The organism is Pseudomonas sp. NMS19W, from assembly GCF_051554255.1.
GTDB lineage: Bacteria > Pseudomonadota > Gammaproteobacteria > Pseudomonadales > Pseudomonadaceae > Aquipseudomonas > Aquipseudomonas kribbensis.
This window is the reverse complement of sequence record NZ_CP136718.1, coordinates 1112070-1125886: the sequence shown is the minus strand read 5'-3', so window position 1 is coordinate 1125886 and position 13817 is coordinate 1112070. Positions and strand designations below refer to the sequence as shown.

The following is a 13817-nucleotide window of genomic DNA, read 5'->3' as shown; positions in this document are numbered from 1 at the left end:
TCACCAGTCCAGTATTAAAAGCGAAGAATGTCGAACAATCTTTCAGCTCCAAACGGCCCCGGCCGCCCAAAGGATCCGGCCAAGCGCCAGGCGATTCTCGAAGCGGCGAAAATCCTGTTCCTGAGTCACGGCTATGCCAACACCAGCATGGACGCAGTGGCCGCCGAGGCTGGCGTGTCGAAGCTGACGGTCTACAGCCATTTCAATGACAAGGAGACGCTGTTCTCCGCCGCTGTCGTCGCCAAATGCGAGGAGCAATTGCCGCCGCTGTTCTTCGAATTGCCGGACGGCATCGCGGTGGAAAATGTGTTGCTGAACATTGCCAGAGGCTTTCATCACCTGATCAACAGCGATGAATCGGTGAACCTGCATCGCCTGATCATGGCGCTGGGCAGTCAGGATCCGAAGCTGTCGCTGATCTTCTTCGAGGCCGGCCCGCAGCGCATGGTGCAAGGCATGGAGCGGCTTCTGCGGCGGATCGATGAGACCGGTGCGCTGCGCATCGACAACCCGCACAACGCCGCCGAACACTTCTTCTGCCTGATCAAGGGCGCGGGGAATTTCCGGTTGCTGTATGGCTGCGGCGAACCACTGACCGGCGAGGCGGCGGAAAGCCATGTGCAGGAAGTGGTCGAGTTGTTCATGCGGGCCTATCGCAGAGAAGCAGCTTCAAGCCGCTAGCTACAAGCGGCAAGTACCAGCGCCCGCATCGCTTGTAGCTTGTAGCTTGTAGCTTGTAGCTTGTAGCTAGCTTTTATGGCTTGAGCGCTTTCTTCGGGTAGATGTCATAGCGGCTGGATTTGCCATCCAGCGCATGGCTCGGCTTCGGCCCTTCGATGCACGGCGCCTTGCGCGGACGCTTGACCACCACCCGGTGCGTGGCCAGCGCCAGCGCCGCTTCCAGCAAGGCCGGTGCATCCGGATCATCGCCCACCAGCGGGCGGAACAGGCGCATTTCCTTCTTCACCAGCGCGGTTTTCTCACGGTGCGGGAACATCGGGTCGAGGTAGATCACCTGCGGCGGCTCGCCTTCCCAGTTGCGCATCACGTCGATCGAGTTGCCCTTGAGCAGCGTCATCCGCGCCACGATCGGTGCCACGTCGAAATCTTCCGCCGCACGGGCCAGACCATCCTCCAGCAACGCGCCGATCAGCGGTTGACGCTCGATCAGGCTCATCTCGCAGCCCAGGCTCGCCAGCACGAACGCATCCTTCCCGAGCCCCGCCGTGGCATCCAGCACCCGCGGACGCACGCCTTGGGCGATACCGACCGCCTTGGCGATCATCTGTCCGCTGCCACCGCCGTACAACCGACGATGGGCCGCGCCACCCTCGACGAAGTCGACCCGCACCGGCCCCGGCGCATCCGGCCCCAGCTGTTGCAGCTGCAAGCCCTGCTCGCCGACCTGCAAGGCAAACTCGCCGTCGGCCACCTGCAACGGCAGATTCAGGCGCTGCGCCCACTGCTCGGCCTGCGCTTCGAACGTCGGGCCGAGGGCTTCGACATGGATGCGGCAGGCCGCAGGTTGCTCAATCATGGAAAACACGCTCAAAAAAGTTAAGGATCGGCAAAAACCGCCGATAACCCAATCAACGCGCATTTTGCCAGAGCTGAGCGTCGACCGAAAAAAATGTCAGGCATTCTTCCCACATCGATTGGCTACATTTCGCCCACAGGCGACTTCAGCCGTCATAACACTCAAGCATTGGGCGGCATCAGCCACCTGTGGCAGGATTTCTTCGCCCAGGCACTGGCCGAACAATCGAGTGATGTGGTGCCTGCCTGCGGGACATTCCCACCGGTCGATCTGGAAAGCCCTGAAGAGCCGACTATCGGCAGCGAACTGCACGCGCACATCATCGACCAGCGCGAATGCGATGTGGTGGAAACCGAGGTACGCCCCCCGAACCACTGTTCCTGCCGATTGCCGAAATCGACATGAACCTGGCCGAGCCATACCCACCGTTCCCGCCGGAAGACATCAAGACTCAGCAAAAACAACAGGATTTCGACAGCAGCTGGGTTCGTCCTGTCGTGATCAACAACGGCCAGCCGATTCCGGAACCGGGCCCTGCCCCGCAGAAAAAGCCACTGTACCTGCCGATTGCCGAGTTCGACCTGGATCTGCTGCAGCCTTACCCGCCGTTCCCGCCGGAAGAGATCGTCGAGCAGCAGAAAGCCCTGGACTTCGATAACGGCTGGGTGCGCCCGATCGTTCAGCAGAACCTGCGTATCGCCGCCTGATTCCGCCCTGCTTCAGCCCTTGAAAAACTGATTGGCCTTCGCGTACGGCATTGAACGCGAAGTGAAGCCGAACGTGCCCGATTGCTGGATTTCCTCGGCAGCCCGGAAGAACTCGCCAAACGCCGCCAGTGCCAGCGCCGAGCCGGTACTGATGCGCTTCACACCCATTTCCTCCAGTTGCTGCACAGTCAGTTTCAGGCCACCGGACATCAGCACGTTGACCGGTTTCGGCGCCACCGCTCGCACCACCGCCAACACTTCCTCAGCCGTCCTCAGACCCGGAGCATAGAGCACGTCGGCGCCCGCTTCGGCGAACGCCTGCAGGCGGCGAATGGTGTCGTTAATGTCCGGATTGCCGTGCAGGTAGTTTTCCGCGCGGGCCGTCAGGGTGAAGGGAAACGGTAAGGTTCGAACAGCGGCAACCGCGGCTTCGATCCGCGCCACGGCGTGTTCGAAACAGTAGATCGGCGCATCCGGGCGCCCGGTGGCATCTTCGATGGAGCCACCCACGGCGCCCGCTTCGGCGGCTCGCAAAAGACTTTGCGCCGACTCGGCCGGAGCGTCGGCAAAACCGTTTTCCAGATCCACTGCCACCGGCAAATCCGTGGCAGCGGCAATCGCCCGAACGTTGTCCAGAGTCTGTTCAAGCCCCAAAGCGCCATCGGGTTTACCTTGGGAAAACGCATAACCGGCACTGGTGGTCGCCAGCGCCTGATAACCCAGGCTGGCAAGCATCTTCGCGGAACCGGCATCCCACGGATTGGGAATCACGAAAATCCCGGGGCGTTCATGCAAGGCTTTGAAGGCTTCGGCTTTACGGACTTGTTCTTTGCGGGCTTGGGCGTCCATCGGCAGGCTCCTGGGCAGAAAAAAACCGCCTCAGAGCAAGCCAAGTTGCTCGGCGGCGGGTTCTCTGTATAGCTCAGGCAGCGATGGCAGGCCAGGCAAACGTTGCATCAGCTGTGCATGGAATCGCTGCGCAAGCTTCGCCGCCAGGATGTTATCGGCGGTGTGCAGGAAAATGTACGGCGTGCGGCCCTCTTCGATCCACTCGGCAATCTTCGCCACCCACGGCACCAGGAACGGATCGTTGGCCTCAAGCTCGGGATGACCGATGAAGCGTACCTGCGGGAATTGGGTGAACGCTGCCGGGCGGGTTGGCACGCGGGGCTTTTTCGATTGGGCGTGGATCACCGAAGACTCGGTGGACAGGCAACTGAATAACGCTCGCGGATCGAGACAGATGCGCTCCACACCGCGATCCAGCAACAGGCGATTGAGCAGGCGTTCACTCTCGCCCTTGGCGAAGAACTGCTCATGGCGCACTTCCACCGCCAGCGGTCGATCAAACGCGTCGATGAAGGCTGCGAGCTCTGGCAAACGTTGCGGAGTGAAGCTTTTCGACAGTTGCAGCCACAGTGGCGATACGCGTTCGCCGAGCGGGCTGAGCAACTGGATGAAGGTTTCGGCGGCGGTCAGTTGATCGCGCAGGTCACCGCCGTGGCTGATGTCGCCGGGGAATTTGGCGGTGAAACGAAAGTGCTCGGGCATGACCTCGGCCCAACGCTGCACGGTGGCCGGCGACGGGCTGGCGTAGAAAGTCGTGTTGCCTTCCACGGCGTTGAACACTTGCGAATACAGACCGAGGAAATCGGAGGTCTTGGCGTCTACCGGATACAGATACTCGCGCCAGGCGTTTTCACTCCAGGACGGGCAACCGAGGTAGTAAGGCAGATCCATCAGATGTACAGGTCGAGGCCCAGCACGTCTGCGTCCCAATCGACAAACCCGGCGGTACTCAGGTAGCTGGCCAGGGCCATGGCCACGCTTTTCTTCATCGCACGGTGATAAATCATGTCTTGTTGGCGGGCGGGCAGATTGCTCAGGCGTTGCGCAGAGGCCTTGGCGGCGCGGGCAGCCAGTTGCGCTTCGGTGGGGAATTCCAGCTCGCCTTCAATATCCTCGACGGATTCATCCAGCGCCGGATTGCCTTTGCGAGGCTTGCGCTTGATGGGGTAGGAATGAGTGGAAACGCCGTCTATACGCATAAAGTCATGCTCGGTATCGATGATGGCAATTTAGCGGCACCTGACCGACTTAGCAAATCGCCGAGTGATAACTAGAACACATAAAAGACAAAAGGTTTAAAGCGCGGGGTTGGAAACGGACGATTGGCAGGCTTTGGCATGACCCTGCGGCGAATGCCACAGGGTCGAAATCATCAGCGGGCTTTCGGCGTGGCGACTTTATCGCGCAGGTAAACCGGCTGGGCATCGTCGGCCGGAATCGACTCGCCACGTTCCCAGGCGAATCGCGCCAGCGTCAGCAGATCTTCGGCGTGGGGCAGCATGCCTGCGTCGGAACCGTTCAGGTTGACAGCGATGCGCTCGCCGTAGCCCCAACCCGTGCCAGCACCGAACCAGTCACCTGTAGCATCGTCCGGCAGCACAGCGACTTCCGGCGGCAACACCGCCTCGGTGCCGACCAGACGCATCTCCCCGGCCGTCTCGCGATAGCAGCCCCAGTACACTTCATCCATGCGCGCATCGATGGCTGCCGCGACCTGGCTCACGCCGTGTTCGCGATAAGCCCGTTGCGCCAGTACCGCCAGGTTCGACACCGGCAACACCGGACGATCCAGCGCGAACGCCAGGCCTTGCACCACGCCGATGGCGATGCGCACGCCGGTGAACGCACCCGGGCCGCGACCGAAGGCAATCGCGTCCACCGCTTGCAGCGTGGTACCGGCGTCGGCCAGCAATTGCTGGATCATCGGCAGCAGTTTCTGCGCGTGCAGGCGCGGGATCACCTCGTAATGGCTCGTGACCTTGCCGTCATGCAGCAAGGCAACGGAGCAAGCTTCAGTCGCGGTGTCCAGGGCCAGCAAGGTGCTCATCGATGTGTCCGTAAATCAGGTGGGGAAAAGTGCGCCAGTATAAACAACTACGGCCCGCAAGCGGGCCGTGGATGATGCAGCGGATCAGGTTTTTCAGCTCAGTGCTTCAAGAACCTTGGCGGTGATCGCTTCAACCGAACCGACACCCGGGATGTGGCTGTACTTCGGCTTGCCGTTGGCGGCCGACAGCTTCTGGTAGAAATCCACCAGCGGCTTGGTCTGCGAATGGTAGACCGACAGGCGATGACGCACGGTTTCTTCGGTGTCGTCCTTGCGCTGCACCAGCTCTTCACCGGTGATGTCGTCTTTGCCGGCAATCTTCGGCGGGTTGTAGACGATGTGGTACACGCGGCCGCTGGCCTCGTGAACGCGACGGCCGGCGATACGCTGAACGATTTCTTCGTCTTCAACGGCGATTTCAACCACGGCATCCAGCTCGACACCGGCAGTCACCAGCGCTTCAGCCTGAGGAATGGTGCGCGGGAAACCGTCGAACAGGAAACCGTTGGCGCAGTCAGCCTGAGCGATGCGGTCTTTTACCAGTGCGATGATCAGGTCATCCGACACCAGGCCGCCGGCATCCATGATGCTCTTGGCCTTGATGCCCAGTTCGGTGCCGGCCTTGACCGCAGCACGCAGCATGTCGCCGGTGGAGATTTGCGGAATGCCGAATTTCTCGGTGATGAACTTAGCCTGAGTACCTTTACCGGCCCCGGGAGCTCCCAGCAGAATGACGCGCATTAGATGTGCTCCTCAATTTTTTTATAAAAAGCTTTTGCAAAACAACGGATTCGCCTCATGGGGCGAAATCCTGGAAATAGGGTCGTGACCGCCCAAACGGCCAGAGGCTGACCAAGATACACAGCAGGCTGCGCCCACACAAGACGCCAAAAGTCGGAGAAACCGGCGCCTGCCGCGACCTTGCGACGCGGTTCCCCAAGTCGCAACCCCATCATTAACTGTCGCTTGCCCGCATTTTTCCCACGCTCGATAAACGGCACCCGACGTTTGCCCCGGGTGCCCCGCCCCACGCAGAAAACCTTAGCCGGTATTTCGCAAACCGGCGGCAATCCCCGCCACAGACACCAGCAACGCCTGTTCTACCGGGCTGTCCTGCTCGACGTTCGGCTGTCGCGAACGCGCCAGCAGTTCAGCCTGCAATAGATGCAGCGGGTCGAGATAGGTGTTGCGCAGGCGGATGAATTCCAGGGTGTCCGGGCTATGTGCCAGCAGTTGCGACTGACCGGTCAGGCCTAGGACCACGGAACATGCCTGCGACAATAGGTCGCGTAAGTGCACACCCAAAGGTAACAAGTCCGACTCAACCAGTCGCTCGTCGTAGGACAGCGCAATGTCGGCGTCGGCCTTGGCCAGGACCATTTCCAGCATGTCGATGCGAGTTCGGAAAAACGGCCACTGCTCACGCATCTGCCCCAGCAGCTCGCCTTCGCCGCGCGCTCCAGCGCCTTGCTCAATGCGGTTTCCCAACCGAGCCACGCTGGCAGCATCAAACGCGTCTGGGTCCAGCCGAAGATCCACGGAATCGCCCGCAGGCTTTCGATGCCACCGGCGCGACGCTTGGCCGGACGGCTGCCCAATGGCAGGCGTCCCAACTCCTGCTCGGGTGTCGACTGGCGGAAATACTCGACGAACTGCGGATTTTCCCGCACCACGGCGCGGTAAGCAGCCACACCGTCGGCGGCCAATTCGTCCATCAGATGCCGCCACTCCGGCGTCGGTGGCGGCGGTGGCAGCAGGGTCGCTTCGAGCACGGCAGCCAGATACAGATTGAGGTTTTGCTCGGCGATGTCCGGCAGGCCGAATTTGAATCGAATCATTTCCCCCTGCTCGGTGGTGCGGAAGCGTCCGGCCACCGAACCCGGCGGCTGTGACAGGATCGCCGCGTGAGCAGGGCCACCGCCACGGCCCACGGTGCCACCGCGACCATGAAACAGCAGCAGTTCGACTTGCTGCTCGCGGCAGATTTCCACCAGCCGCTCCTGAGCCCGATATTGCGCCCAGGCCGCTGCGGTGGTGCCGGCGTCCTTGGCCGAGTCGGAATAACCGATCATCACTTCCTGCGGGCCTTGCAGACGTGCGCGATAACCCGGCAGCAGCAACAGACGCTCGATCACCGGGCCGGCGTTGTCGAGGTCGGCCAGGGTTTCGAACAACGGCACTACACGCATCGGCCGCAGCACACCAGAATCCTTCAGCAGCAGTTGCACCGCGAGCACATCCGAGGCGGCACCGGCCATGGAGATCACATAGGAACCCAGCGAAGCCCCCGGCGCGGCGGCGATTTCCTTGCAGGTGGCGAGCACTTCGGCGGTGTCGGCCGAAGGCTTGAAATGCGCCGGCAGCAGCGGTCGACGGTTTTGCAGTTCGCGGGTCAGGAAGCTGATGCGCTGTTCTTCATCCCAGTCTTCATAGCGACCGAGGCCGAGGTAATCAGTGATTTCGGTCATGGCGGCGGTGTGTCGCGACGAATCCTGGCGTACATCGAGGCGCACCAGGAACAGGCCGAAGGTCACGGCCCGGCGCAGGCAATCGAGCAACGGTCCGTCGGCGATCACGCCCATGCCGCACTCGTGCAGCGAGTGGTAGCACAGCTCCAGCGGATCAAGCAGGTCGCGGTTGTTGTGCAATACATCGGCCGGTGCCGGGGTCGTCGCAGTCAAGGAGGCATGGGCCCAGTTGCGTGTGGCGCGCAGGCGTTCGCGCAATTGCTTGAGCACCGCGCGATAGGGTTCGGCGCTGTCACCGGCCTTGGCCTTGAGCGTATCGCTGGCTTGCTGCATCGACAGTTCAGCGGCGAGATGATCGACATCCCGCAGGTAAAGATCCGCCGCCATCCAGCGCGCCAGCAGCAGTACTTCGCGGGTCACCGCAGCGGTGACATTCGGGTTGCCGTCGCGGTCGCCGCCCATCCACGAAGCAAAGCGGATCGGTGCGGCTTCCAGTGGCAAACGCAAGCCCGTGGCGGCGAACAGTGCCTGATCGGCCTTGCGCATATGGTTGGGAATCGCCTGCCACAGCGAGTGCTCGATCACCGCAAAACCCCACTTGGCTTCGTCCACCGGCGTCGGGCGGGTGCGGCGGATTTCTTCGGTGTGCCAGGCTTCGGCGATCAGGCGTTGCAGGGTGTTGTGGATCTGCTCGCGCTCGGCGCTGGTCAGGTCGCGGTGATCCTGGGCGGCCAGTTTCGCAGCGATCGCGTCGTACTTCTGGATCAGCGTGCGTCGGGCCACTTCGGTCGGGTGCGCGGTCAGCACCAGTTCGATTTCCAGTCGCGATAACTGGCGGGCGAGGGAGTCGGCGCTGTGCCCTTCCTCGCGCAAACGGGCGAGCAATTCCGGCAGCACGCGGGATTCGAACGGCGCAGCTTGCGACTCTTCGCGGCGATGGATGAGCTGGTATTGCTCGGCGATGTTCGCCAGGTTGAGAAACTGGTTGAACGCCCGCGCCACCGGGAGCAATTCGTCTTCGCTCAACTGATTGAGGCTGGCGCTGAGTTCGGCGTCCATCGAGCCACGCCGGTCAGCCTTGGCGCCCTTGCGAATCTGCTCGATCTTGTCGAGAAACGCCTCGCCGTACTGGTCACGGATGGTGTTGCCCAACAGCTCACCGAGCAGGTGAACGTCTTCGCGCAAGCGTGCATCAATATCGGTCATCAGCATCTCTCCAGCAGTAATCGGTGACGGATCGCAAGTGAGTGGATGAACAGAGAGTGCCGCTCTGCAACGCTTCTTACAAGCAGACGACGAAGGGACTTTAAACCTTGCGCCCTGAAGCTAGTCTCAACAGTAAGCCCCACAACGGCTTGCCGCCGCCTGACGGCGGACACTCACCCAGACCTGCCACGAGCAGGTACGACATGAGGTCATCATGAAAATCCGTGAACTCGCCCAGCATTGGGAAGAAACCGCCAAGGGTCGCCTGACCGATACCGGCTACACGATTCATCTGGATGTGGAGGCCGCCGCGCGCCTGGCGGCGATTGCCGAGATGTACCCCAAACGCCACGCCGAAGAACTGCTCGGCGAATTGATCGGTGCGGCGCTTGAAGAGTTCGAGGCGAGCCTGCCGTATGTGAAAGGCTCGACCGTGGTTGCCACCGATGAGGAGGGCGATCCGCTGTATGAAGACGTTGGTCCTACGCCGCGTTTTCTTGCGTTGTCGCGGCGTCATCTACATGATTTGTCGACCGCAGCCGGCAAGCAAAAACACTGACACAACATAAATCGAAACGTGGGAGCGAGCTTGCTCGCGAAAGCGGTTTGTCAGGCACTGTAGAGGTGACTGATCCGACGCTATCGCGAGCAAGCTCGCTCCCACATTGACTGTATTCAAATTCAAAAATCACACGCCTTATTACCCCCGCGCGTACCACTCTCCCCCGTCAAAGTTCCCGGTTTAGAGCCCTGTCCATTCGGTCAGAATATTTTTTGGCGATGAGCCATCTTTTCTGAACTTTTAAAAAAAGCCTTCGGTCGGAACAGGTAACCACGCCTGGAACGAGCGTTTCAAAACGCACTTGCACATGACGGTTGCGGCTCCGCTACCAGGATGGATTTCGAAGCTTCCAAGGAGTTAACCAATGGAGTTGAAGACCATGAAGACCCAAACCTCGTTCTCCCACCTGCGCGGTCTGAAACTGGCCGCCCTGGCCATCGGCACCAGCTTCGTGCTGGCCGGTTGTGCCGGCAATCCACCGACCGAGCAATACGCGGTGACTCAATCGGCCGTCAACAGCGCGGTCAGCGCCGGCGGTACCGAGTTCGCCGCCGTGGAAATGAAGCAGGCGCAGGACAAGCTCAAACAAGCCGAAATCGCCATGCACGACAAAAAGTATGACGAAGCCCGCACCCTTGCCGAACAAGCCGAGTGGGACGCCCGCGTCGCCGAACGCAAGGCTCAGGCGATGAAAGCCGAACAGGCTGTGAAGGATTCCCAGAAAGGTGTTCAGGAACTGCGTCAGGAAAGTCAGCGCACCGTGCAATAAGCGCGCATCCCGACCGCAAGGCTGAATCTCTTATCGATAGAAAGGACGAACGATTATGCGTAAACAACTGATGATCCCCGCTCTCCTGGCCGCAAGCGTTGCCCTGGCTGCCTGCTCCACGCCGCCGAACCCGAACCTGGAACAGGCGCGCACCAACTACGCCGGCCTGCAGGCCAACCCGCAGGCGAGCAAAGTAGCGGCACTGGAAACCAAGGACGCCAGCGATTACCTGGACAAGGCTGACAAGGCCTATCTGGACAAGGAAAATGCATCCAAGGTCGACCAACTGGCCTACCTGACCAACCAGCGCGTGGAAGTGGCCAAGCAGACCATCGCCCTGCGCACCGCTGAAAACAACCTGAAGAACGCCGCCGCCCAGCGTGCCCAGGCCCGTCTGGATGCCCGCGATCAGCAGATCAAACAGCTGCAGGACAGCCTCAACGCCAAGCAGACCGATCGCGGTACGCTGGTGACCTTCGGTGACGTGCTGTTCGCCACCAACAAGGCCGACCTGAAATCCAGCGGTCTGGTGAACATCAATAAACTGGCGCAGTTCCTCCAGGAAAACCCGGATCGCAAGGTGATCGTCGAGGGCTACACCGACAGCACCGGCGCCGCTTCGTACAACCAGTCGCTGTCCGAGCGTCGTGCGACTTCGGTGCAGGTTGCGCTGATCAAGATGGGCGTCGATCCTTCGCGCATCGTGGTGCAGGGCTATGGCAAGGAATACCCGGTCGCGGATAACGGCAGCGTCTCGGGCCGTGCGATGAACCGTCGGGTGGAAGTGACCATTTCCAACGACAACCAGCCGGTGATGCCGCGTTCAGCAGTCAGTTCGAACTAAGCTTCACGCGGCAACGAAAAAAGCCCCGCCTGAGTTGATCAGGCGGGGCTTTTCGTTTACAGAGTTCGGCTTGCCCCTCACCCCAGCCCTCTCCCAGAGGGAGAGGGAGCCGATCGGGGGATATTTGATAATGCACCGACCTGAGATTTCTTCACCGAATCCATAATCGACACGATCTTTCAGGTCGATGCATAGCGTCAGACAACTCGGTCAGTTCCCTCTGGGAGAGAGTTAGGGTGAGGGCTATTCCTGCAGAATCACTCCTCAAGCTTCTGCGGCGTCTCCTGCCCCATGCAACGCACAGCTTTTTTCTGCGCGTTGATCAGCACCCCGGTCAGGCCTTTCTGTTCGGTGTCGAACAGCACCAGCACGCCATCGATGCACTGCGCCACTTGCGGCGCCGGGTCCAGGGAGACCTTGTAGTCTTCGCCGGGAATGGTCTTGAGCATGGTGAATTCGTTGAGCAGCAACGCATCCTCGGGTTTGGCGAAGTGCAGGTAGCCGTAGTACCACAGGGCACCGACGGTGCCGAGGATGCTGCAGATACCGGTGATGATCAGCGGGATGGCGTTGCGTTCTTCACTCATTGCGGACTCTCGTTTTCGGAATTCGGAGGTGGCGGGTAATTCGGGACTTCGCCGAGGCGGCGCAGGCCGTTGAAATGCTCGGGATCATCGAGGTAACGCAGCATCACCTGGCGCCACACCGGGTCGCCGAAGGTCTGCACATGGCCACCGCGAGTCAATTGCAGGACCCGGGGCGGCGGCGCAGCTTGATACAGGCGGATGCCGTTGGAAAGAGGCACCAGCGGATCATCGATGCTGTGGAAGATCAGTTTCGGTACGCCTTTGAGCTGCGGCATCGAGTTGATCGCACTGTCGCTGTCCGGCACCAGCCACGACAGCGGCACCTGGAATGGCCAGGTCATCCACGACGTGCTCAGGGCGTATTGGCCGACGCTGCGGTAACTGGCCGGAACCCCGTCGAGCACAAAGGCCTTGAGCTGTTTTTGTCTTTCCGGATGCTGCACCAGCCAATGCACCGCCATCGAGCCGCCGAGACTCTGGCCGAGCAGGATCAACGGCTTGCCTTTGACTTCCGGCGCGTTGTCCAGCCAGGCAAATGCGGCGTCGATGTCTTGATAGATCGCAGGCAGGCTCGGCTTGCCTTCGGACAGTCCGTAACCGCGATAGTCCACCAGCAGCACCTGATAGCCGTTTTTCGGCAACCACCAACTGCCGCCCAGGTGCATCGGCAGGTTGCCGCCGTTACCGTGCAGGTGCAGCACCGTGCCCTTGACCTCGACACCGGGTTTCGCCGGCAGCCACCAGGCGTTCAGCTTGAGGCCGTCGGCGGTTGTCAGGGTGACGGTGCGGTATTCAAGTTTGGCCTTTTCCGGGGTGAATATCTGGCCCGGCTCGGGGTAGAACAGCAAAGAGCTGCAACCACCGAGGGTCAGGAGCAGGCAGAGGATGCCGAGGATTCTCATCCGGTGAAACCTCGCAAGGTTCGGATTCCCGCGCTCGGCGCAGGAATGATCAATGGGCCTACAGGATGTTGGAGTAATCGGCCTCGATCCGGTCCAGGCTCAAGTGATTGAGGAAGTTGGAAAAGCACATCCACGCCGACAACGCATTCATGTCACGGAACTGGTCCGGCAAGTACTTGGGCGGCACCACCAGGCCTTCATCCACCAGTTGCCGCAGGGTTCGCATGTCCTCCAGCGTGGTCTTGCCGCAGAACAACAGCGGGACCTGCTCGAGCTTGCCCTTGCGCACGGCCAACTGAATGTAGTTGTAAACCATGATGAAGCCCTTGAGGTAGGACAAGTCTTTGGTGAATGGCAGACCGGTCGGCGTCGATCCACGGAAAACCCGACTGGCGTTGCCGTAGCTTTCCGCCATCTCGAAGCCCTGCTCGCGGAAGAACTCGAAAATCTGCAGGAAGTCCGCGCCCTCCTCCACCATATGAATGGCGCGGGTGCGGTTGGTCAGCTTGCGCAAACGACTCGGGTAGGAGGCGAAGGTGATGATTTCCATCAGGATCGCCAGACCTTCCTGAGTCACCGTCGACGAGGGCGGGCCCTTGGACAGGAAGGTGCAGATCGGCTGGTTCAAACCGTTGAGCGTGGTGCCGACGTGCACCAGGCCTTCGTGGACTTCCAGCGCGCGCACGTCGCGGTCGTTGAACATCGCGTCGGTGCGGATCTTGATGTAGTCGGCGCCCGCCGCCGCGTCGGCGACGATGCCGTCGGACTCGAACACGCGGATGGTTTCCTCGGCCTCGCCGAACACCTTGTTCAGACGAGTTTGCAGCAGGTGCACGGCGTCCTTGGCGGTGAGGATTTTCGGTTCGTCCTTCAGGTCGCCACGGCCGTCGATGTTGTTCAGGTAGTCCGACATCATCAAACCGAGATCGGCCAGGGTAGGGTCACCGGCGTGGAATGCATCGGACGCAGCGCCGTACAGTTCCTGAGAAATCAGGCCGAAATCTTCGGTGCCGCGCGCTTCGAGCATGCGCACCACCATCCGGTATTCCTTGCACATGCGCCGCATGATCTGGCCGACCGGGTTGAACTGGCCGAGCTGGCGGGTGATGTCGCGCTCGATGTTCTGGAATTCCAGCTTGACCTTGCTCGAATCGAAGGACAGCGGCCGGTTGAGGTAGTAGTCGCGATCCACCGCCGGCAATTCCTTGCCCTTGGCCTTGAGGAACCCCTTTCGGATGTTCTCGTCCCACTTGACTGCGTCAAGGACGCGAATCGGCGTCTGCGCCAGCACAATGCGATCGGACAGCGTGCGTATCGTCTGCTGGTAATCGTCCACCCG

Annotated in this window: 13 protein-coding genes and 2 pseudogenes; 5 read left to right on the top strand and 10 right to left on the bottom strand. The window is 60.9% G+C overall.

Going from position 1 to position 13817, the window contains the following annotated elements; genetic code table 11:
• Positions 1–27: 27 nt before the first annotated feature.
• The gene (locus R1A29_RS04970; RefSeq protein ID WP_438300813.1) at positions 28–681 is read left to right on the top strand and encodes a TetR/AcrR family transcriptional regulator; all 654 of its coding nucleotides are present in this window, start codon (positions 28–30) and stop codon (positions 679–681) included.
• A gap of 73 nt (positions 682–754) precedes the next feature.
• On the opposite strand, the gene R1A29_RS04965 is transcribed toward R1A29_RS04970, so the two are convergent.
• Positions 755–1537, bottom strand: a complete 783-nt coding sequence (locus R1A29_RS04965) for a class I SAM-dependent methyltransferase (protein ID WP_114881557.1) — start codon at positions 1535–1537, stop codon at positions 755–757.
• Between the two features lie 93 nt (positions 1538–1630).
• Between R1A29_RS04965 and R1A29_RS04960 the strand changes: the two are divergent.
• Positions 1631–2244 (top strand): annotated as a pseudogene (locus R1A29_RS04960) (energy transducer TonB).
• Positions 2245–2256: 12 nt separating this feature from the next.
• Here the strand turns inward: R1A29_RS04960 and R1A29_RS04955 are convergent.
• The 6 genes and pseudogenes from R1A29_RS04955 to ppc form a co-directional block, all read right to left on the bottom strand.
• Positions 2257–3093, bottom strand: coding sequence for an isocitrate lyase/PEP mutase family protein (locus R1A29_RS04955; protein WP_438300812.1), 837 nt, complete (start codon positions 3091–3093; stop codon positions 2257–2259).
• Positions 3094–3123: 30 nt separating this feature from the next.
• On the bottom strand, positions 3124–3984 hold the full coding sequence (locus R1A29_RS04950; protein ID WP_085712815.1) for a DUF72 domain-containing protein: 861 nt from the start codon (positions 3982–3984) through the stop codon (positions 3124–3126).
• Positions 3984–4292 (bottom strand): hypothetical protein, encoded by a 309-nt coding sequence (locus R1A29_RS04945; protein WP_085712814.1) that lies wholly within the window; start codon positions 4290–4292, stop codon positions 3984–3986. Before R1A29_RS04945 ends, R1A29_RS04950 begins: the two co-directional genes overlap by 1 nt.
• Before the next feature lie 173 nt (positions 4293–4465).
• Positions 4466–5140, bottom strand: coding sequence for a tRNA (adenosine(37)-N6)-threonylcarbamoyltransferase complex dimerization subunit type 1 TsaB (gene tsaB, locus R1A29_RS04940; RefSeq protein ID WP_438300811.1), 675 nt, complete (start codon positions 5138–5140; stop codon positions 4466–4468).
• Positions 5141–5233: 93 nt separating this feature from the next.
• The gene (adk, locus tag R1A29_RS04935; protein WP_085712812.1) at positions 5234–5881 is read right to left on the bottom strand and encodes an adenylate kinase; all 648 of its coding nucleotides are present in this window, start codon (positions 5879–5881) and stop codon (positions 5234–5236) included.
• A gap of 300 nt (positions 5882–6181) precedes the next feature.
• A pseudogene (gene ppc / locus R1A29_RS04930) lies at positions 6182–8814 on the bottom strand (phosphoenolpyruvate carboxylase).
• A 214-nt stretch (positions 8815–9028) separates the two neighbouring features.
• Between ppc and R1A29_RS04925 the strand changes: the two are divergent.
• The 3 genes from R1A29_RS04925 to R1A29_RS04915 all read left to right on the top strand — a co-directional run bounded on the left by R1A29_RS04925 (position 9029) and on the right by R1A29_RS04915 (position 10989).
• A complete protein-coding gene (locus R1A29_RS04925) occupies positions 9029–9373 on the top strand; it encodes a pilin assembly protein (protein ID WP_085688799.1) in 345 nt (114 codons plus the stop codon).
• Positions 9374–9740: 367 nt separating this feature from the next.
• On the top strand, positions 9741–10145 hold the full coding sequence (locus R1A29_RS04920) for a DUF4398 domain-containing protein (RefSeq protein WP_085697302.1): 405 nt from the start codon (positions 9741–9743) through the stop codon (positions 10143–10145).
• A gap of 55 nt (positions 10146–10200) precedes the next feature.
• A complete protein-coding gene (locus R1A29_RS04915; RefSeq protein ID WP_248744282.1) occupies positions 10201–10989 on the top strand; it encodes an OmpA family protein in 789 nt (262 codons plus the stop codon).
• A gap of 257 nt (positions 10990–11246) precedes the next feature.
• Here the strand turns inward: R1A29_RS04915 and R1A29_RS04910 are convergent, their stop codons facing one another.
• Genes R1A29_RS04910 through R1A29_RS04900 form a run of 3 tightly spaced genes read right to left on the bottom strand, consistent with a single transcriptional unit; the run spans position 11247 to position 13814 of the window.
• On the bottom strand, positions 11247–11576 hold the full coding sequence (locus R1A29_RS04910) for a hypothetical protein (RefSeq protein WP_119427141.1): 330 nt from the start codon (positions 11574–11576) through the stop codon (positions 11247–11249).
• Entirely contained in the window at positions 11573–12478 is a 906-nt protein-coding gene (locus R1A29_RS04905) for an alpha/beta hydrolase (RefSeq protein ID WP_438300810.1), read from the bottom strand. The genes R1A29_RS04910 and R1A29_RS04905 overlap by 4 nt, the downstream gene beginning before the upstream one ends.
• A gap of 58 nt (positions 12479–12536) precedes the next feature.
• Positions 12537–13814 (bottom strand): flavohemoglobin expression-modulating QEGLA motif protein, encoded by a 1278-nt coding sequence (locus tag R1A29_RS04900; protein WP_085712808.1) that lies wholly within the window; start codon positions 13812–13814, stop codon positions 12537–12539.
• Positions 13815–13817 lie beyond the last annotated feature (3 nt).

Coding starts and splice junctions, on each gene's coding strand:
- R1A29_RS04970 (WP_438300813.1), top strand. CDS start 28: ATGTCGAACAATCTTTCAGCTCCAAACGGCCCCGGCCGCCCAAAGGAT.
- R1A29_RS04965 (WP_114881557.1), bottom strand. CDS start 1,537: ATGATTGAGCAACCTGCGGCCTGCCGCATCCATGTCGAAGCCCTCGGC.
- R1A29_RS04955 (WP_438300812.1), bottom strand. CDS start 3,093: ATGGACGCCCAAGCCCGCAAAGAACAAGTCCGTAAAGCCGAAGCCTTC.
- R1A29_RS04950 (WP_085712815.1), bottom strand. CDS start 3,984: ATGGATCTGCCTTACTACCTCGGTTGCCCGTCCTGGAGTGAAAACGCC.
- R1A29_RS04945 (WP_085712814.1), bottom strand. CDS start 4,292: ATGCGTATAGACGGCGTTTCCACTCATTCCTACCCCATCAAGCGCAAG.
- tsaB (WP_438300811.1), bottom strand. CDS start 5,140: ATGAGCACCTTGCTGGCCCTGGACACCGCGACTGAAGCTTGCTCCGTT.
- adk (WP_085712812.1), bottom strand. CDS start 5,881: ATGCGCGTCATTCTGCTGGGAGCTCCCGGGGCCGGTAAAGGTACTCAG.
- R1A29_RS04925 (WP_085688799.1), top strand. CDS start 9,029: ATGAAAATCCGTGAACTCGCCCAGCATTGGGAAGAAACCGCCAAGGGT.
- R1A29_RS04920 (WP_085697302.1), top strand. CDS start 9,741: ATGGAGTTGAAGACCATGAAGACCCAAACCTCGTTCTCCCACCTGCGC.
- R1A29_RS04915 (WP_248744282.1), top strand. CDS start 10,201: ATGCGTAAACAACTGATGATCCCCGCTCTCCTGGCCGCAAGCGTTGCC.
- R1A29_RS04910 (WP_119427141.1), bottom strand. CDS start 11,576: ATGAGTGAAGAACGCAACGCCATCCCGCTGATCATCACCGGTATCTGC.
- R1A29_RS04905 (WP_438300810.1), bottom strand. CDS start 12,478: ATGAGAATCCTCGGCATCCTCTGCCTGCTCCTGACCCTCGGTGGTTGC.